The organism is Amaricoccus solimangrovi, assembly GCF_006385685.1.
In the GTDB taxonomy this organism is placed as follows: Bacteria; Pseudomonadota; Alphaproteobacteria; order Rhodobacterales; family Rhodobacteraceae; genus Amaricoccus; species Amaricoccus solimangrovi.
Map to the genome: position 1 here is coordinate 502,121 of NZ_VFRP01000001.1, position 17,466 is coordinate 519,586.

Genomic DNA, 17,466 nt, shown 5'->3' on the forward strand with positions numbered 1-17,466 from the left:
GCGATATAATAAGCCTGACATATTTTTTCGCATTCCCCGGAGGCAGTCCGCGCATGCCCGAGTCGATCGATCCGAACAACGCCTCCTTCCTCGTCGCCGATCTCGCGCGGCTGATGCGGCTCGAATTCGAGCGCCGGATCGCCGAGGAGCCGATCTCGGTCACGCCGGCGGAGGCCCGCGTTCTCGCCCATGTCGCCCGCGGCGGGACGACGCGGCAATGCGTGCTGGCCGAACGGCTCGGCATCGGCCCGATGAGCATGACCGGCTTCCTCGACCGGCTCGAGGCGGCGGGGCTGGTCGCGCGCGTGCCCGATTCGCGCGACCGGCGGGCGAAGCTCGTCTCGCTGACCGAGGCGGCGCGGCCGGTGCTCGCGACCATCGCGCGCACCGGGGAGGCGGCGCGCGCGCGGGCGCGCGGCGACATCCCCGAGGAGGACTGGCGCCGCTTCCAGGAGGTGGCGCGGCGGGTGATCGCCAATCTCCGCGGCGAGGAGCCGGCGGAGCGGGATACCGGGGCATGACGGCGATGGAGATGCCCCGAGCCCCGGCGCCGCCGGCCGCGGCGGTGATGAGCCCGCGCCGGGTCAGCGCGATCGGGGCGCTGCTGACGGCGATCGGCCCGGTCTCGATGTCGATCTACACCCCCGCGATGCCCGAGATCGTGCGGGCGTTCGACACGACCGAGGCGGCGGTCAAGATGACGCTGACGCTCTATTTCGGCGGTTTCGCCTGCGCGCAGCTGATCGCGGGGCCGCTCTCGGACGCGCTCGGCCGGCGGCCCGTGACCTTCCTCTTCATGGCGATCTATTTCGCCGCCAGCCTCGTCGCGCTCTGGGCGCCGGGCGTGGGCGTGCTGATGGCCGCGCGGCTCGCGCAGGGCATCGGCGCCGCGGGCGGGGTGATCATCGCGCGCGCCGTCGTGCGCGACCTGTTCTCGGGCGAGGAATCCTCGAAGATCCTGAACGTGATCGGCATCATCCTCTCGGCCGGTCCCGCGATCGCGCCGACGCTCGGCGGGCTGCTGCTGACCGGCTTCGGCTGGCGGTCGATCTTCGCGACGATGGCGGGGATCGGCCTCATGGTGATCGGCGTGACGGCGGTCTTCATGCGCGAGACCGTGCGCGGTCCCCGCCGGGGGCCGCGCCTCGGCGCCATCGCGCGCACCTATCTCGAGATCCTGCGCGAGCCGCGCTTCCTGACGGCGACGACCGTGATCGCCGGCGCGCTCGGCGCGCTCTACGCGCAGGCGACCTTCCTGCCCTTCATCCTGATGCACCGCGTCGGCCTCACCCCGGCGGAGTTCGGCCTCGGCATGCTGATGCAGAGCGGCAGCTACTTCGCCGCCTCGCTCGTCGCGAGGCCGCTGATGGCGCGGGTAGGGGCGGAGCGGCTGGTCGGTCCCGGGGTCCTCTGCTGCGCCGCCGGCGGCCTCGGCCTGACGCTGCTCCTCTTCTGGGAGCCGAGCTTCGCGCGGGTGATGGGACCGGTCGCGATCAGCGCCTTCGGCATCGGCTTCGTGATGCCGGCGATGATGACCGCGGCGATGGCGCCCTTTCCGAAGGCGGGCGGGGCGGCGGCCTCGATGATGGGCTTCATCCAGATGGGATCGGGCCTCGTCGCGGGTTCGCTCGGCGCGATGATGGGCGATCCGGTGCTGGCGATGGGAACGGTGATCCCGGCGATGGGGCTGATCTGCTGCCTCGCCTATCTCGCCCACCGCCGCCGGCTCCGGGCCGAAGGGCCGCCGCTCGCGCGGCGCTGATCGCTCAGCCGCCGAGGCGCGCGACGAAGCCGAGGAGCGCGGCCTCCGGCCCGTCGGGATGGCTCCAGAGCTCGTCCCCGAGCGCGATGAAATCGGCGGCCCGGGCGAGGTCCGCCGCCTGGTCCGGCGTGAGCCCGCCCTCGGCCACCACCGGGATCTCGATCATCTCCGACCACCACTCGAAGAGTTCGAGCGGCGCCAGCGCGCCGTCGCCGAGGCTCGACGGGCTGATCGGGCCGAAGGAGACGTAATCCGCGCCGATCTCGCCCGCCATCATCCCGTCGTGCCGCGAGGCATGGGCGTAGGCGCCCACGATCGCGTCGGCCCGGAGCGCCTTGCGCGCGGCGCGGACCTGGCGCGCCCCGTCGGAGAGATGCACCCCGTCGAGCCCGAGCCGATCGACCATCAGGAAATGGTCGGTGACGACGAGCGGCACGTCGCGGGCGTGGCACACTTCCCGGAGCGTGTCGGCCGCGCGCGCGATCTCGTCCTCCGACCGCGTGGCGAGGCTCAGGCGCACGCAGGCGACCTCGAACCGGTCGAGCAGGTTCGCGAGCGTGTCGGCGAAATCGGCGAGACGCGGGACGGGCGGGGTGACGAGATAGAGCTTCGCCGTCTCTTCGTTGGGCATGGGACGCACCATCTGGCAGGCCTGCGCCTGGGCGCGGCACCCGGGCGCGAAACAGGCGGCCGCCCGGGAGGGCGGGCCGGCCCGGGTGTCGCGATCAGCGCCTCAGGATCGAGCGGCCGGCGAAGATCGCATGCTCGCCCAGATCCTCCTCGAGGCGGATGAGCTGGTTGTACTTCGCGAGCCGGTCGGAGCGGCTGAGCGAGCCGGTCTTGATCTGGCCGCAGTTGGTCGCGACCGCGAGATCGGCGATCGTCGCATCCTCGGTCTCGCCGGAGCGGTGCGACATCACGGCGGTGTAGCCCGCGCGATGCGCCATGTCGACGGCGGCGAGCGTCTCGGTCAGCGAGCCGATCTGGTTCACCTTGACGAGGATCGAATTGCCGACGCCCTTCTCGATCCCCTGGGCGAGGCGCTCGGTATTGGTGACGAAGAGGTCGTCGCCGACGAGCTGGCAGCGGGCGCCGAGCGCCTCGGTCAGGCGCTTCCAGCCCTCCCAGTCGTCCTCCGACATGCCGTCCTCGATCGAGATGATCGGGTAGTTGTCGACGAGGCCCGCGAGATAGGCGGCGTTCTCCTCGGGCGAGCGCTTCTTGCCCTCGCCCGCCATGTCGTAGACGCCGTCCCTGAAATACTCGGTCGCCGCGCAGTCGAGCGCGAGATAGACGTCCTCGCCGGGCGCGTAGCCCGCGCTCTCGATCGACTTCATGATGAAGTCCAGCGCCTCGTTCGTGGAGGAGAGGTTCGGCGCGAAGCCGCCCTCGTCGCCGACCGCGGTGTTGTGCCCGGCCTTGGCGAGGTTCTTCTTGAGCGCGTGGAAGATCTCGGAGCCGATCCGGATCGAATCCGCGCAGGTCTCGGCGCCGACCGGCATGATCATGAATTCCTGGATGTCGATCGGATTGTCGGCATGGGCGCCGCCGTTGATGATGTTCATCATCGGCACCGGCAGCACGCGGGCCGAGGTGCCGCCGACATAGCGGTAGAGCGGCATGCCGAGGCTCTGGGCGGCGGCCTTCGCGATCGCGAGGCTGACGCCGAGGATCGCGTTGGCGCCGAGCTTCGACTTGTTCGGCGTGCCGTCGAGTTCCAGCATCAGGCTGTCGATCGCCACCTGGTCGGTGGCGCTGAGGCCGGTGATCGCCTCGGCGATCGGGCCGTCCACCGACTCGACCGCCTTCAGCACGCCCTTGCCGCCGAAGCGCGACGCGTCGCCGTCGCGCAGCTCCACCGCCTCGTGCGCGCCGGTCGAGGCGCCGGAGGGAACCGCCGCGCGCCCCATGGCGCCGTCCTCGAGCAGGACATCGACCTCGACGGTCGGGTTGCCCCGGCTGTCCAGGATTTCACGCGCTACGACGTCGATGATGACCGACATGTTCCGATACTCCCTCGTATCCCGCGGTTCCGGGGCTCCCGCCTGCTTAGAGCAAAGTTCCGGAGGGGGAAACCGCGAAAAAACCGGGGGATCAGGCGTGGTCTTCGGCGTGGTGATGGTGGCGCGCGTGCGCGTCATGGTCGCGGTCGTGGCCGCCGCCCGCGGGGGCGAGCGCCGGCAGGAATTTCGCGAAGGCCTCCGGCACCGCGCCCCGGTTCTCGCCCCGCGCGATCACGACGATGCGCGTCGTCGGCGCCGTGCCTTCCGGCCAGCCCTTCCGCCGCGTGGGCGGATGCATGACATGCTGCACGACATGCAGGATCACCGCCATTTCCGGCGCCTCGTCGAGCTGGCAGATCGCCTTCATCCGCAGCAGGTCGGGGCCGAGCCGGTCCTGGAGCGTGCCGATCAGGTCCTGCACGTTCCAGGGGTTCACCGGCGCGGCGCCCTCGTAGCAGAAGGCCTCGATATCGGCGCCGTGCCGGTTCACGGCATGCGGATGCTCATGCGTCGCCGGCGCCTCGAAGCGCAGCCAGTCCGCGACCTCGGGCGGTTTCAGCGCCGGATCGAAGGCGGCGAGGCCGAAGACGTCCGCCGCGCCCGCGCCCGCGGCCTCGATCATGCGCGCGTTCGGATTGGCCGCGCCGAGCCGGGCGCCGAGCGCCGCCGTCTCCGCCGGATCGGCGAGGTCGGTCTTGGAGATCAGGATCAGGTCGGCCACGCCGGCCTGGGCGCGCGCCTCCGCGAAGCGGTCGAGCGTCGCGGCGCCGGTCGTCGCGTCCACCACCGCGACGACGCCGTTCAGCACGTAGAGGTCGATCACCTCGTCGCTCGTCATCAGCGCGCGCAGCACCGGGGCGGGATCGGCGAGGCCGGTGGTCTCGACGACGAGCCGGGAGAATTTCGGCCCCTTGCCGCGGGCCGCCTCGTCGGCGAGCCGGACCAGCGTGTGCCGGATGTCACCCGCGACGGTGCAGCAGAGGCAGCCGGTCGTCTCGGCGAAGGCGCGGCCGTCGGCCTCCTCGACCAGATCGCCGTCGATCCCCACGGCGCCGAATTCGTTCACGATCACCGCCGTGTCGCGGAAACCGTCCTCGCGCAGCAGCCGGTTCAGCATCGTCGTCTTTCCGGCGCCGAGAAAGCCCGTGAGGATCGTGACGGGGATCCGCGCGGGCGGGGTGACGGGGGTGATCTCGGACATGGGCGGGCCTCTCCTGCGTTCGGCGCGCACCTTATCGCGGGCGGGCGGGGGGGTGCAAAGCGGAATGGCAGCTCCGGCGCCGCGACCCCGGGGACCGATCAGCGGTCGAGGCAGGCGGCCAGATCGGTCGCGAGGTTCCGGATCAGCGCGGGATAGAGACCCGCGCCCGGCGTCATGTCGACCCCCTCTGGATCGAGCGCGGCGGTCCGGGCATCGGTCCCCTCGGTGACCGTGGCGAGGATCTTCGGCGGGAACTGCGGCTCGGAGAAGGCGCAGACAACCCCCTCCGCGCGGATCCGGTCGCGGATCTCCGCGACCCGCGCGGCCCCCGGCGCCGCCGCGTCGTGAAGCGCGATCGAGCCCGCGGCCGGCATGTCGAACCGGTTCTCGAAATACTGGTAGGCGTCGTGAAAGACGATGAAGGGCCTGCCATGCGCGGGCGCGAGGATCTCCGTGACCTCCGCGCGGAGCGCGTCCATCTCGGTGTCGAAGGCGGCGGCGTTGGCGCGGTAGCTCTCCGCGTTGTCCGGATCGAGCCTCGCCAGTTCGGTCGCGATCGCCTCGGCGAAGACCACCGCGTTCTCCGGATCGAGCCAGAGATGCTGGTCGATGACCGGCGCCGCTTCCGCGCCACCATGCCTGTGCGTCTCGGCCGCCTCCTCGTCGTGCATCTCCGCGTCGTGGACCTCGTCATGCATGTGCCCATCCGCTTCGAACGGTCCCGCGGCGCGGACCGGCAGCAGGGTCAGGCCCGGCAGCCGGTCGAGCGTCAGCACCTCGGCCTTGCCCGCGAGCGCGTCGATCGGATCGGCGAGCCAGGGGGTCATGGCCGGGCCGATCCAGACCACGAGATCCGCCGCGCCAAGCGCGCGCGCCTCGGAGGGGCGGAGCGAGTAGGAGTGCGGCTCGGCGCCCGGGGGCAGGATCCGGACCGGCGCGCCGACGCCGGCCATCACCCGCGCGGTGATGGATTCGACCGGGCCGAAGTCGGTCACCACATCCGGCGCGGCGAGGCCGAGGCAGGGCGTGGCCAGAAGGAGGGCGAGCGCCGCGGCTAGCGGGGCCGGGCGGAGACGGTTCGGCATCGGAATGACTTCCTTCGGATCGGAGGGCGCTCGGCCCTTGTGACGGGGGGCGGCCGCGACTAGATTGCCGGTTCGACCTCGCAGGATTTGTTATAAAGTAACACATGCCCTCGTCAAGCGCCGCAGATCCGTTCCACGCCCACGACCATGGCGCCTGCCGCGGCGAGGCGATGCGCGCCGCCGAGGCCGCCTGCCGCGCGCGCAAGCTGCGGCTGACGCCGGCGCGGGCCTTCGTGCTCGAGACGCTGCTCGAATCGCATCAGGCGATGACCGCCTACGAGGTGCTGGACCGGCTCGCCGGGGCCGGGCTCGGCAGCCAGCCGCCGGTCGCCTATCGCGCGCTCGATTTCCTCGTCGCCAACGGGCTCGCGCACCGGATCGAGCGGCTCGGCGCCTTCGTGGCCTGCACCCATGGCGGGGCGGAGCACGCGGCGGCCTTCCTCGTCTGCCGGCGCTGCCGGCGTGTCGCGGAGACCGCGCTTCCGCGCGCGATGCGCGGGCTGATCGACGAGGCGGCGGCCGGCGGATTCGCCGTCGAGACCGTGGTGGTCGAGGCCGAGGGGCTCTGCGACGCCTGCCGGGAGGCGGGGGCGTGAGCGCCGCGCTCATCGAGACCGAGGGGCTCGGGGTCAGCCTCGGCGGAAGCCGGATCCTGCGCGACGTCTCGATCCGCGTCGCAAGGGGCGAGATCGTGACCATCGTCGGGCCGAACGGCTCGGGCAAGACCACGCTCGTCCGGCTCGTGATCGGCGCGCTGCGGCCGACGGAGGGCGCGGTGCGCCGGGCGCCGGGCCTCGTGATCGGCTACGTGCCGCAGCGCCTCGCGATCGACCACACGATGCCGCTCAGTGTCGCCCGCTTCCTCGCCTTCGCGAGCCGCGACCGCGCCGCGCGGACCCGCGCGCTCGCGCATGTCGGCGCCCCGGGGCTCGAACGGCGGCAGATGATCGACCTTTCGGGCGGCCAGTTCCAGCGCGTGATGCTCGCCCACGCGCTGCTGCGCCGGCCCGATCTGCTCGTGCTCGACGAGGCGGCGCAGGGGCTCGACCAGCCGGGCACGGCGGCCTTCTACAGGCTCGTCGAGACGCTGCGCGCCGAACTCGGCTGCGCGGTGCTGATGGTGAGCCATGACCTCCACGTCGTCATGGCGGCTTCCGACCGGGTGATCTGCCTCAACGGCCATGTCTGCTGCGAGGGCGCGCCGATGCATGTCTCCGCCGCGCCGGAATACCGCGCGCTCTTCGGCCATGGCACGGGCGGGACGATGGCGCTCTACCGCCACGAGCACGACCACGCCCATGGCGACGGCGATCACGCGCATCATCACCCGCGCGCGCCGGAGGAAGCGGAGGAAGAGGCATGAGCCTGCTCGGGGATTTCGTGCTGCGCGCCTGCCTCGCGGGGATCGGCGTCGCGCTCGCCGCCGGGCCGCTGGGCTGTTTCGTGGTCTGGCGCCGGATGGCCTATTTCGGCGACGCGACCGCGCACGCGGCGCTGCTCGGCGTCACGCTCTCGCTCGCGCTGAACCTGCCGGTCGTGCTCGGCGTCGCGGCGATGGCGGTGGCGATGGCGCTGACCGTCGCGCTCGCCTCGGGCCGGACCTACGCGGTCGACACGATGCTCGGCGTCGCCTCGCACGCGGCGCTCGCGGTCGGGCTCGTCGCGCTCAGCTTTCTCAGCGGCGTGCGCGTCGACCTGATGGGCTATCTCTTCGGCGACATCCTCGCCGTCACCGCCGCCGATCTCGCGGTGATCTTCGGCGGCGCGGCGCTCGTCTCGGCGCTGATCGCCTGGCGCTGGCGGAGGCTCCTGATGGCGACGATCAATCCCGACCTCGCCGCCGCCTCCGGCGTGGACGCGGGGCGCGAGCGGCTGATCCTGACGCTCGCGCTCGCGGTGCTGGTCGCGGTGGCGCTGAAGGTCGTGGGCGTGCTCCTCGTCACCGCGATGCTGATCGTTCCCGCGGCCGCCGCCCGGGCCTTCGCCCGGACGCCCGAGGAGATGTGGGGGCTCGCGGTCGCGGTCGGCGTGGCCTCGAGCCTCGCGGGCATCTGGGGTTCCTGGACCTGGGACACGCCGGCCGGACCCTCGATCGTCGTGGCGGCGGTGCTGCTTCTCGCGCTTGCCAACGCCGCCGGCGCGCTGACGCGCGGCCGGCGCGCCGATCAGACCTCGTCGGCGGGGCCGGCCGGGGCTTCCGCCGTCTCCTCCTCCGAATCGGAGTCCTCCTCCTCGAGATAATCCTCGAGCCGCACGAGATCCTCCGGCAGCGGCAGGCCGAGATCGCGCATCTCGGTCAGCTTCTCGCGGAGGGATTCCTGCAATTCGTGCCGGTTCTCCGGATTCTTCTCGATCTCGTCGAGGAGCATCGCGATGCCCATCCGCAGATTCTCGAAAGCCATGGCAGTCTCTCCTCGTATGGCCGGCGCCGCGACGTTGATCTATCGCATGGGCGGGGCGGTCGCGCCTGTCTATCATGACCCATCGCATGAGGAGAATTTCAATGTCCTTCAAGACCGTGTTCATGACCGTCGCCGTGGATCAGGGCGACGCGGCGCTGAAACGGGCGATCGGCATCTGCCAGGGGCTCGACGCGCATCTCGTGACGCTGGTGCTCGGGGTGGCGTCGCCGCCGCCCGTCTCGCCCTACGGCGTGGTGTCGAACGATCTCTGGGCCAGCGAGGTCGATCAGGGCCAGGCCGATGCGAAGGCCAGGGCCGGGCAGGTCGAGGCGATCCTCGCGCCCTCCGGCATCTCCTACTCGGTCGAGCCGCAGTTCATCGACCGGGGCAGCGTGACCTCGCTCGCCGCGCGCTACGCCCGCTACGCCGACCTGACGCTGATCGCGCCGCGCGCGGCCCAGGCCGAGCAGGCGCAGGACTGGGTGATGAACGGCGCGCTCTTCGAATCGGGCCGCCCGATCCTGCTGCTGCCGGAGGCGGATGTGCATTTCCCGCGGGTGGACCGCGCGCTCATCGCCTGGGATGCGAGCGTCGAGGCGTCGAAGGCGGTGCGCGATGCGATCGGCCTGCTGAAATCGGCCGGCGCGGTCGAGGCGATCCTGATCGACCCGGTGCCCTCCTTCGACGGGCACGGGCCGGAGCCGGGGGCGGATCTCTCGACCTATCTCGGCCGCCACGGGATCGCGACGACGGTGCACCGGCTGCCGAAGGAAGGGCAGGGCGTCGGCGACGTGCTGCGCCGCGCGGCGACCGATCTCGACGCCGATCTGATCGTGATGGGCGGCTTCGGGCATTCGCGGCTCCGGGAGCGCTTCTTCGGCGGCACCACGACGAACATGATGCGCAACCTCGAGATCCCGGTGATGATGGCGCATTGACGCCGGGGCTCAGTCCTCGTCGGGGCGGGCGGAGGTGAGTTCGATCATCTCCGTCGTCATCTGCTCCTGCCGGGCCTGCCGGAAGTCGCGTTCGACCTCGGCGCGGCGCGCGCGCAGGTTCGAGCGCGCCCGCGCCATCGCCTCGACCCGCGCCCGCGCCTCGGCCTCGACGCCGCGCATCAGCGCGAGCGCGACCTGCGCGAAGAGCGCCTCCTCCAGCAGTCCGGCGAGCAGCCGCGCCGGAGGCAGCGTCGTCAGCGGCGGGGGGCGGGAGCCGGTCTCGGGCGCCGGGGGGAAGATCGCGCGGGTTTCGGGGGCGTCGCCGGCGCGGGCGGGGCCGACCAGCGCGCGGATCGGCCCGGGGTGGCGGGGCGCGGCGCCGATCATCGCGTCGGTGACGCGGCTCGCGAGTTCCGGGATGGCGGCCGGGTGGCCGGGCAGGTCCGCGGACCAGAGCACCGCGGGGCCGGCCTCCCCGAGCATCGCGAGCGTTCGCGCGCCGACCACGAGAAAGCCCGCGCCCGGCGCGGCGAGGGCGCGCGCCGCCTCGGCGATCCGGGCGGGATAGGCGCCGGAAAACCCCTGCGCCGCGCCGACCACGAGAACGAGACCCGGCCCCGGCACCTCGGGCGGCGGACCCGCGGCGGCCGCGATCAGCGCCTCGCGCACCGTGCCGGAATAGGCCGAGATCGCCGCCATCGCGCCGCGCGCCGAGGCGGCCTGTCCCGAGGCGATCGCCCGGAGCGCGCCGACGACCTGGCCGATCGAATCGAGCCCCGCGAGACGGCGGCGCAGTTCCTCCGGCCGGTCGGTCATGGCCGCGCGAGCGCCTCCCTCACCACGTCGATCAGCGCGGCCCGCGTCGCGTCGTCGAGGCTCCCGGGCGCCGTCCGGAGCGCCTCGAGCCGCGGCTCCGCGTTCAGGAGCGGCGGCAGCGCCGCCTTGAGCGCCGGGAGCCGCGCCGGGTCGAGCGTGTCGAGCAGGCCGTCGTTCAGCCCGGCGAGAAGCGCGATCTGCGTCGCGACGCCGAGGGGGGCGAACCGGGGCTGGGCGAGCAGGGCGGCGATGCGCTCCCCCCGCGCCATGCGCGCGCCCATCGCCGCGTCGCCGAAACCGCCGAAGCGGGAGAACATCCTCATCTCGAGATATTGCGCGTAATCGAGCCGGAGCCGGCCCGCGACCGCCTTCATCGCTCCCCATTGCGCCTTGCCGCCGACCCGGCTGACCGAGAGGCCGATGTCGACCGCGGGGCGCTGGTTCGCGGCGAAGAGCGCCTGGGAGGTCACGATCTGCCCGTCGGAGATCGAGATGAGGTTGGTCGGGATATAGGCCGAGAGGTTGCCCGCCTCGATCTCGGCGATCGGCAGCGCGGTCAGCGAACCGCCGCCCCGGGCTTGCGAGAGCTTCGCGGAGCGCTCCAGCAGGCGGGCGTGGAGATAGAAGATGTCGCCGGGATAGGCCTCGCGCCCCGGGGGCTGGCGCGAGAGCAGCGCGAGTTCGCGGTGAGTCGCGGCGTGCTTGGTGAGATCGTCGTAGACGATCAGCACGTGCTCGCCCCGGTCGCGGAACCATTCCGCCATCGCGGTGGCGGCGAAGGGCGCGAGCCACTGGAGCCCGGCCGCCGCCGTGGGCTCGGCCACGACGAAGATCGTGCGCGAGAGGTCGCCGCGCGCGCGGACCGATTCGATGACGCGGCGCACGGCGGAGGCGCGCTGGCCGATCGCGACATAGATCGAGATCATGTCGCCGCCGGCCTGGTTGATCATCGCATCGACCGCGATCGCGGTCTTGCCGGTCTGGCGTTCGCCGATGATGAGCTCGCGCTGGCCCCGGCCGACGGCGAAGAGCGCGTCGACGACGAGAAGGCCGGTCGCCACCGGCTCCGAGACGAAGTCGCGCTCGATGATCGTGGGCGCCGGGCGTTCGGCGGGCAGGCGGTCGGGGCAATCGGGCGGCGGAAGGTCGTCGAGCGGGCGGCCGAGCGGGTCGAGCACGCGGCCGAGCAGGGCCTCGCCGGCCGGGACCGAGGCGATGAAGCCGGCGCGGCCGACGGCGGTTCCGGCCTCGACGCCCTCCATCGGATCGAGCATCGCGACGTGGATCCGCTCCGCCTCGAGCGTGAGGGCGAAGCCCCGGGCGCCGGTCGCGAAGGTGACGATCTCGTTGAGTTCGACGCCCGGCAGGCCGGAGACGGTGGCGAGCCCGTCGGCGATCGCCTCCACCCGGCCGGTCTCGGTCGCCTCGGCCCCGAGCGGCGCGGCGGCGGCGCGGGCCTTCAGCCCGTCGAGCGCGGGGTCAGGCGGCCCGGTCATCGCGCAGCGCCTCCGCGATCCGGTCGAGGTCGTGGGCGAGCGAATTGCGCACCGCGCCGGTGTCCGAGCGGAATTCGAGCCCCGCGATCAGGGCGGGATCGGTCTCGGTCCCCGGTGTCACGCCGAAGCGCGCGAAGGCGGCCCGGGCGGCGTCGAGATCCGCGGGCGGGAGCGGCGCCGGGGCGGCGAGCCGGGGATGGCCGCCGCCGAGAAGCGCGCTCCGTTCCTCGGGCGAGAGCGCGTCGAGCGCGGCGGTCAGCCGCGCGACATAGCCCGAGAGCCCCGGCGGCTGCGCTTCGAAGGCACGCGCGGCGATGACGCTGGCGAGGTCGCGGGCGCGGCCGAGCGCCTCGGCCCGCGCGGCGCCGGCTTCGCGCTCGCGCGCCGCCGCGCCCTCGGCGACGATCTTCGCCGCCTCGGCGCGCGCCTGGTCGAGCAGGGTGGCGCGCGCCGCCTCCGCCTCCGCCCGCGCCTTGTCGAGGAGGTCGTGGCGCGCGGCGGCGGTCGCCTCGGCCTCGGCGCGCGCGCGCCGGGCCTCGGCCTCGGCCTCCGCCCGCGCCGTTCCGGCGGCGGCGAGGGTCGCCTCGGTCTCCGCCTGACGCCGTGCGATCACGGCGACGACGGGGCGGAACAGGAACCGCCGCAGGATCGCCAGCAGCACCAGGATGTTGACGAGCTGGAAGCCGAAGGTGACCCAGTCGAAGGTCATCGCACGAAGGGATTGGCGAAGAGCAGCAGGAGCGCGACGACGAGGCAGTAGATCGCCATCGTCTCGATCATCGCGAGGCCGACGAAGAGCGTGCGCGAGATCGTGCCGGCCGATTCCGGCTGCCGGGCGATCGCGTCGAGCGCGGCGGCGACCGCCCGGCCCTCCGCCAGCGCCGGGCCGATCGAGCCCATGCCCACGGCGAGCGCCGCCGCGACGACGCTCGCGACCTGAACGATGTCATTCATGCCTGTCTTCCTTCCGGGGTGCGTCCGCCTCGTTCACCGCCGAGCCGATGAAGACCAGCGCGAGCGTGGCGAAGATATAGGCCTGGATCGCGCCCGTCAGCAGGTCGAGCGCCATCAGCGGGATCGGGACGAGGAGCCCCGCGAGCGAGAGGATGATGCCGACGACGAAGACACCGCTCATCACGTTGCCGAAGAGGCGGACCATCAGCGAGAAATGCCGGGTGACCTGCTCGACGAGGTTGAGGGGGATCATCACCCAGGAGGGTTTGGCGAAGGTGGCGAGCCAGCCCCGGAGCCCGAGCGCGCGGATGCCCCAGACGATCCCCGTCACGAAGACGACGAGCGCGAGCGCCGCGTCGGTCTCCAGATGCGCGGTCGGGGGTTCGACGCGGGGGATGATCGAGGACCAGTTCGCGGCGAGGATGAAGAGAAGGAGCGTGCCGATCAGCGCGCGGAAGCGCGCCGGGTCGCCGGGGATCGTCGCGCGGATCTCGCCGTCGAGCGTGGCGACGAGCAGTTCGAGCACCGCCTGCGCCTTGCCCGGCCGGTCGGAGAGGCGGCGGGTGGCTAGGATCGAGGCGAGCGCGAGCACGGCCATCACGCCCCAGGTCGCGACCACCGGCCAGGTGACGGTGACGGGGCCGAGCGCGAAGGCGGGGGCGGCCGAGAGCGGCGTGTCGATCATCGCGCACCCCGCGTGACGCGCGCCCGCGCGACGAGGATGCCGGCCGCCCCGGCGAGCAGCACCGCCGCGCCGGCCCGGGCGAATACCCAGAGCAGGAGGCCGAGCAGCGCCAGCCGGCCGATCTGGAGCCCGACCGCCGCGAGCCGCCCCTCGGTGATCATGCGCGCGACGCGCCGGAGGCTCGCGAAATGGAGCCAGCCCGCGGCGTAGCCCGTGAGCGCCGCGAGCGGCGCCAGAAGGAAGGCGCTTCCGCTCATTGCTCGTGCATCCAGCGCAGCGCCATCCAGAGCCCGAGCGCCGCCCCCGCGAAGACGAGCGCGGCGGCGAAGGTGATCCCGGCGCCGAGCCAGCGGTCGAGGAGATGGCCGAGCACGAGCCCGCCGAGCGTCGGGAGGACGATGATCCAGCCGAGCACGCCGATCTGGCCGAAGCGCCGCGCGAGCGAGGGTTCGGGATCGGCCCGGCCCGCGCGCTCGCGCGCCTCGGCGCGGCGGGCGGCGTCCTCGGTGGGGTCGGGCTTTCGCGTCATCCGTCGCCGTCCAGTCCGAGCGTGTCGCCGCCGGAGGCGAGCTCGCGCATCAGCTGCCGGATCGCGCGGGCATGGAGCCGGGTGCCTTCGCTGCGCGCGCGTCGGCTCGCGTCGAGCGCCTCGGCCCGCGCGGCGGCGACGCGGCTCCTGAGCGAGGCCAGGTCGTCGCTCACGATCGCCTCGCGGCAGGCGACGCGGACCTCGGCGCCGCCGGTGACCGCGAAGATCCCGCCCCGGAGCGCGCAGTAGCGCCAGGGGCCGGCCGCGCCGCGCCAGCGCAGGACGCCGGCCTCGATCACGGTGAGAAAATCCGCGTGGCCGGGCAGGATGCCGAAATCCCCGGTCGCATCCTCGGCCCGGAGCGAGGCGATCGCGCGTTCCTCCAGCACGATCCGGAGCGGCGTCGTCACCGTGAGGGCGAGGGCGCCGCTCATGCCGCGGCCTTCGCGCGGCGGGCATCCTCGCGCGCGCGCGCCTCGTCGAGCGTGCCGATCATGTAGAGCGAGCTCTCGTCCCAGTCGTCGCATTCGCCGGCGAGGATCGCGCGGCAGCCGGCGATCGTGTCCGCGATCGCGACGCCGCGGCCCTCCATCCCGGTGAAGGCGGCGGCGACGAAGAAGGGTTGCGTGAGGAAGCGGCGGAGCCGCCGGGCGCGGCCGACCAGCAGCTGTTCGTCGCGCGACAGTTCCTCGACGCCGAGAAGCGCGATGACGTCGCGCATCTCGTTGTAATGCTCGATGAGCTCGCGCACCTCGGCCGCCGCGCGCGCGTGATCCTCGCCGACGACGGAGGCGTCGAGCAGCGCGGAGTTGGTGCGGAGCGGGTCGATCGCGGGATAGATCCCCTCGGCGGCAAGATCGCGCGACAGCACCACGGTCGAGTCCATATGCGTCGAGATCGCCGCCACGGCCGGGTCGGTGAAATCGTCGGCCGGGACATAGACCGCCTCGATCGCCGTCACCGCCGCCCGTTCGGAGGAGGCGATGCGCTCCTGCAGGTCCGCGACCTCGGTCGCGAGCGTGGGCTGGTAGCCGACGCGCGACGGCATGCGCCCGAGCAGGCCCGAGACCTCGGCGCCCGCCTGGACGAAGCGGAAGACGTTGTCCATGAGCAGGAGCACGTCGCGCCCCTCGGCGTCGCGCACATGCTCGGCCATGGTGAGCGCGGTCAGGGGGACGCGCCAGCGCGCGCCCGGCGGCTCGTTCATCTGGCCATAGACCAGCACGGTGCGGTCGAGCACGCCGTAGTTCCGCATGTCGTGCAGCATCTCGTGCCCCTCGCGCGAGCGCTCGCCCACGCCCGCGAAGACGGAGACGCCGTCGTAGCCGGTCACCATCGCGTGGATGAGCTCGGTCACGAGCACCGTCTTGCCGACCCCCGCGCCGCCGAACATCGCGGCCTTGCCGCCCTGGGCGAGCGGGGCGAGCAGGTCGAGCACCTTGATCCCGGTGGAGAAGAGCCGGATCTCGGCGCGGTGCCCCGAGAGCGGCGGGGCGGGCTGGTGGATCGCGCGGCGCGTCACCCCGGGGGGAAGCGGGGGGCCGTCATCCCCGGGCTGGCCGAGCACGTCGAGCAGACGGCCGAGGACGGGCTGGCCGACGGGCACACTGATCGGCGCCCCGGTCAGCCGCGCGCGCATCAGCCGCGAGAGCCCCTGCGTCGGGCGGAGCGCGATGGCGCGGAAGTGGCGGTCGTCGAGATGGGACTGCACCTCGCAGACCACCGCCGCGCCGCCGGGATCGACGACCACCGCGTCGTGGATCGCGGGCAGGTCGCCGTCGCTGCGAAGCTCGATGACGGGGCCGCGGACGGCCGTCACCCGCGCGGTCTGCTCGGCCAAGCGCGCCTCCCTCCGTGGCTTTTCGATGACCTGGTCGGGCCGAGGTTATCATGGTCGGAGCCGCGCACAACCCGGGGCCTCTCGGGACCGCGCGTCGCGCCGCGCGCGACGGCGAGGCTGGCGCTCGCGCGGATAGCTCTTTATGTGGCGCCGGATTGAGAATATTTGATGACGATGAAACGCTCGAAGACCCTCGCCTTCCTGGTCCATCTGCTGACCGGCTCCGGCGCCGCCCTCGCGCTCCTCGCGCTCGTCTCCGCGACGCAGGGACACTGGACGGCCATGTACGGCTGGCTGATCGTCGCGTTCATCGTCGACGGAATCGACGGGCCGCTCGCGCGCAAGGTCGATACCAAGACCCATGCGAGCAACTGGGACGGCGCGGTGCTCGATCTGGTGATCGACTACCTGAACTACGTCTTCATCCCGGCCTATGTGCTCATCTATTCCGACCTCCTGCCCAGTCCCTACGGGCTCGCCGCGGCGCTCCTCGTCGCGCTGACGGGAGTCGTCTATTTCGCGGATGTGCGGATGAAGGCGGCGGACAACAGTTTCGTCGGCTTCCCGGCCTGCTGGCAGATGCTGGTGCTGGTCTTTCTCGTGTTCACGCCGCCGGTCTGGGCGACGATGGCGATCACGCTCGTGCTCGCCATCGCGCAGTTCGTGCCGCTGAAGTTCATCCATCCGGTCCGGACGGTGCGCTGGCGTGCCCTGAACCTGCCGATCCTGCTCATCTGGGCGGCGCTCGCGGCCTGGTCGGTCTGGCATCATTTCGCGCCGGGCGACGTCGTGAAGCTCGGGCTGCTCGTCACCTCGGTCTGGCTGCTGCTCATCGGAATCGTGATGCAGGTCATTCCGGAGCGCAAGCGCGCGAAACGCCCGGTCAGCGCGGAATAGGGTTCAGAAGTCGAGTTCCGCCCGGGGCGAGAGTTCCGCGTTCGAGGGCGCGAATCGCTCCAGGATCATGTCCTGGACATCCCGCGTCAGGCGCAGCTCGCCGCCGCCGCGCATGCGCCAGACATTCTCGCTCAGCGCGCTGGCATTGCGCCGGCCCCGTCCGCGGACGCGCGCGGGGTTGAGATCCGCGCCGAGAAAGCGCTCGAGCGCGTGCGTGGCGCGGACCGGCCGGCCGGTGAAATGCTCGAGCGACAGCAGCATCACGTTCTCGGGGCCGAGCGCGGAGGCGAAGGCCGCCTCGACCGCGGCGTAATCCGCCCAGCGCCACGGGCCGGACAGATGCGCGGCGCCGTGGAGGCGCGCCATGCGGCGGTCGAAATCGACCTGGCCGAAGGCGTCGAAATGGCGCGAGGATTCGGCGTAGCGCGAGGCGAGCCACTGGTCCTGGCGCCGGACGCCGATCAGCACGCGGAGCCGGCCGAGCGCGGCCACCGCCTCGGCGAGCGGGACGAGCCGGGCCGCGACCTGCTCCGGCGAGGGGCCGCGGTCGCGCCAGAGCGAATAGGCGTCGACGCCGATGTTCTCGTCCGAGACGAGAAGCGTGCCGGGATCGCGCGGCGCCGCGGCGCGGAGGCCCGAGGCGACGCGGTGGCGCGGGAAGGGGGCGGCCAGCGCCGGCCAGCGGCCGAGGCGGCGCAGGTCGAAGCAGAGGCGCTCCCATTCCGGCGTGATCCGGCGGTGAACGAAGCTGAGCCCGCGGGCCTTGGCGAAGACCTGATGCTGGAGGAAGGTCGTCCCGGTCTTCGGCAGGCCGATGTGCAGGACGACCTGTCTCCCCTCGACCGGGCGGGTTTCCAT

22 protein-coding genes are annotated in these 17,466 nt (G+C 72.6%); 7 read left to right on the plus strand and 15 right to left on the minus strand.

Features of this window, described 5'->3' with window-relative positions; genetic code table 11:
* The first annotated feature begins 53 nt into the window (after window positions 1–53).
* Both FJM51_RS02325 and FJM51_RS02330 read left to right on the plus strand, forming a co-directional pair.
* On the plus strand, window positions 54–521 hold the full coding sequence (locus FJM51_RS02325) for a MarR family winged helix-turn-helix transcriptional regulator (RefSeq protein ID WP_140452483.1): 468 nt from the start codon (window positions 54–56) through the stop codon (window positions 519–521).
* Window positions 518–1,762 (plus strand): multidrug effflux MFS transporter, encoded by a 1,245-nt coding sequence (locus tag FJM51_RS02330; protein ID WP_233712934.1) that lies wholly within the window; start codon window positions 518–520, stop codon window positions 1,760–1,762. The genes FJM51_RS02325 and FJM51_RS02330 overlap by 4 nt, the downstream gene beginning before the upstream one ends.
* Window positions 1,763–1,766: 4 nt before the next feature.
* Here the strand turns inward: FJM51_RS02330 and FJM51_RS02335 are convergent, their stop codons facing one another.
* The 4 genes from FJM51_RS02335 to FJM51_RS02350 form a co-directional block, all read right to left on the minus strand.
* The gene (locus FJM51_RS02335) at window positions 1,767–2,393 is read right to left on the minus strand and encodes a thiamine phosphate synthase (RefSeq protein ID WP_140452484.1); all 627 of its coding nucleotides are present in this window, start codon (window positions 2,391–2,393) and stop codon (window positions 1,767–1,769) included.
* Window positions 2,394–2,487: 94 nt separating this feature from the next.
* Window positions 2,488–3,765 (minus strand): phosphopyruvate hydratase, encoded by a 1,278-nt coding sequence (eno, locus tag FJM51_RS02340; protein WP_140452485.1) that lies wholly within the window; start codon window positions 3,763–3,765, stop codon window positions 2,488–2,490.
* A gap of 91 nt (window positions 3,766–3,856) precedes the next feature.
* On the minus strand, window positions 3,857–4,966 hold the full coding sequence (locus tag FJM51_RS02345; protein ID WP_140452486.1) for a CobW family GTP-binding protein: 1,110 nt from the start codon (window positions 4,964–4,966) through the stop codon (window positions 3,857–3,859).
* Between the two features lie 98 nt (window positions 4,967–5,064).
* Window positions 5,065–6,051 (minus strand): zinc ABC transporter substrate-binding protein, encoded by a 987-nt coding sequence (locus FJM51_RS02350; RefSeq protein WP_140452487.1) that lies wholly within the window; start codon window positions 6,049–6,051, stop codon window positions 5,065–5,067.
* Between the two features lie 104 nt (window positions 6,052–6,155).
* On the opposite strand from FJM51_RS02350, the gene FJM51_RS02355 reads away from it, so the two are divergent.
* The 3 genes from FJM51_RS02355 to FJM51_RS02365 are packed head-to-tail and all read left to right on the plus strand — an operon-like array spanning window position 6,156 to window position 8,292.
* A complete protein-coding gene (locus FJM51_RS02355; protein ID WP_140452488.1) occupies window positions 6,156–6,647 on the plus strand; it encodes a Fur family transcriptional regulator in 492 nt (163 codons plus the stop codon).
* Entirely contained in the window at window positions 6,644–7,414 is a 771-nt protein-coding gene (locus tag FJM51_RS02360) for an ATP-binding cassette domain-containing protein (RefSeq protein ID WP_140452489.1), read from the plus strand. The genes FJM51_RS02355 and FJM51_RS02360 overlap by 4 nt, the downstream gene beginning before the upstream one ends.
* Window positions 7,411–8,292 carry a metal ABC transporter permease gene (locus tag FJM51_RS02365; protein WP_181164411.1) on the plus strand — a complete coding sequence of 294 codons (882 nt, stop codon included), beginning with the start codon at window positions 7,411–7,413 and terminating at the stop codon, window positions 8,290–8,292. Before FJM51_RS02360 ends, FJM51_RS02365 begins: the two co-directional genes overlap by 4 nt.
* On the opposite strand, the gene FJM51_RS02370 is transcribed toward FJM51_RS02365, so the two are convergent.
* Window positions 8,217–8,453, minus strand: a complete 237-nt coding sequence (locus tag FJM51_RS02370; RefSeq protein ID WP_140452490.1) for a hypothetical protein — start codon at window positions 8,451–8,453, stop codon at window positions 8,217–8,219. The two genes, FJM51_RS02365 and FJM51_RS02370, sit on opposite strands and share 76 nt — an antisense overlap.
* A gap of 101 nt (window positions 8,454–8,554) precedes the next feature.
* Between FJM51_RS02370 and FJM51_RS02375 the strand changes: the two genes are divergently transcribed.
* The gene (locus FJM51_RS02375; RefSeq protein WP_181164412.1) at window positions 8,555–9,391 is read left to right on the plus strand and encodes a universal stress protein; all 837 of its coding nucleotides are present in this window, start codon (window positions 8,555–8,557) and stop codon (window positions 9,389–9,391) included.
* Window positions 9,392–9,400: 9 nt separating this feature from the next.
* On the opposite strand, the gene FJM51_RS02380 is transcribed toward FJM51_RS02375, so the two are convergent.
* From FJM51_RS02380 to atpD, 9 genes are read right to left on the minus strand one after another with little or no spacing between them, the layout of a single operon-like run.
* Window positions 9,401–10,207 carry a F0F1 ATP synthase subunit gamma gene (locus tag FJM51_RS02380; RefSeq protein ID WP_140452492.1) on the minus strand — a complete coding sequence of 269 codons (807 nt, stop codon included), beginning with the start codon at window positions 10,205–10,207 and terminating at the stop codon, window positions 9,401–9,403.
* A complete protein-coding gene (locus FJM51_RS02385) occupies window positions 10,204–11,703 on the minus strand; it encodes a F0F1 ATP synthase subunit alpha (protein ID WP_140452493.1) in 1,500 nt (499 codons plus the stop codon). The genes FJM51_RS02380 and FJM51_RS02385 overlap by 4 nt, the downstream gene beginning before the upstream one ends.
* Complete coding sequence (locus FJM51_RS02390; protein ID WP_140452494.1) at window positions 11,687–12,412, minus strand: F0F1 ATP synthase subunit B family protein; 726 nt, start codon at window positions 12,410–12,412, stop codon at window positions 11,687–11,689. The genes FJM51_RS02385 and FJM51_RS02390 overlap by 17 nt, the downstream gene beginning before the upstream one ends.
* Window positions 12,409–12,657 (minus strand): F0F1 ATP synthase subunit C, encoded by a 249-nt coding sequence (locus tag FJM51_RS02395; protein WP_140452495.1) that lies wholly within the window; start codon window positions 12,655–12,657, stop codon window positions 12,409–12,411. Before FJM51_RS02395 ends, FJM51_RS02390 begins: the two co-directional genes overlap by 4 nt.
* Window positions 12,650–13,342, minus strand: a complete 693-nt coding sequence (locus FJM51_RS02400; protein ID WP_140452496.1) for a F0F1 ATP synthase subunit A — start codon at window positions 13,340–13,342, stop codon at window positions 12,650–12,652. The genes FJM51_RS02395 and FJM51_RS02400 overlap by 8 nt, the downstream gene beginning before the upstream one ends.
* On the minus strand, window positions 13,339–13,599 hold the full coding sequence (locus FJM51_RS02405) for an N-ATPase subunit AtpR (protein ID WP_140452497.1): 261 nt from the start codon (window positions 13,597–13,599) through the stop codon (window positions 13,339–13,341). The genes FJM51_RS02400 and FJM51_RS02405 overlap by 4 nt, the downstream gene beginning before the upstream one ends.
* On the minus strand, window positions 13,596–13,871 hold the full coding sequence (locus FJM51_RS02410; RefSeq protein WP_140452498.1) for an AtpZ/AtpI family protein: 276 nt from the start codon (window positions 13,869–13,871) through the stop codon (window positions 13,596–13,598). Before FJM51_RS02410 ends, FJM51_RS02405 begins: the two co-directional genes overlap by 4 nt.
* The gene (locus FJM51_RS02415; protein WP_140452499.1) at window positions 13,868–14,305 is read right to left on the minus strand and encodes a F0F1 ATP synthase subunit epsilon; all 438 of its coding nucleotides are present in this window, start codon (window positions 14,303–14,305) and stop codon (window positions 13,868–13,870) included. The genes FJM51_RS02410 and FJM51_RS02415 overlap by 4 nt, the downstream gene beginning before the upstream one ends.
* Window positions 14,302–15,711 carry a F0F1 ATP synthase subunit beta gene (gene atpD / locus FJM51_RS02420; protein WP_233712936.1) on the minus strand — a complete coding sequence of 470 codons (1,410 nt, stop codon included), beginning with the start codon at window positions 15,709–15,711 and terminating at the stop codon, window positions 14,302–14,304. The genes FJM51_RS02415 and atpD overlap by 4 nt, the downstream gene beginning before the upstream one ends.
* Before the next feature lie 168 nt (window positions 15,712–15,879).
* Between atpD and FJM51_RS02425 the strand changes: the two genes are divergently transcribed.
* Window positions 15,880–16,608 (plus strand): CDP-alcohol phosphatidyltransferase family protein, encoded by a 729-nt coding sequence (locus tag FJM51_RS02425; RefSeq protein ID WP_140452500.1) that lies wholly within the window; start codon window positions 15,880–15,882, stop codon window positions 16,606–16,608.
* 3 nt (window positions 16,609–16,611) lie between these two features.
* On the opposite strand, the gene FJM51_RS02430 is transcribed toward FJM51_RS02425, so the two are convergent.
* On the minus strand, window positions 16,612–17,466 hold the full coding sequence (locus tag FJM51_RS02430; RefSeq protein ID WP_140452501.1) for a hypothetical protein: 855 nt from the start codon (window positions 17,464–17,466) through the stop codon (window positions 16,612–16,614).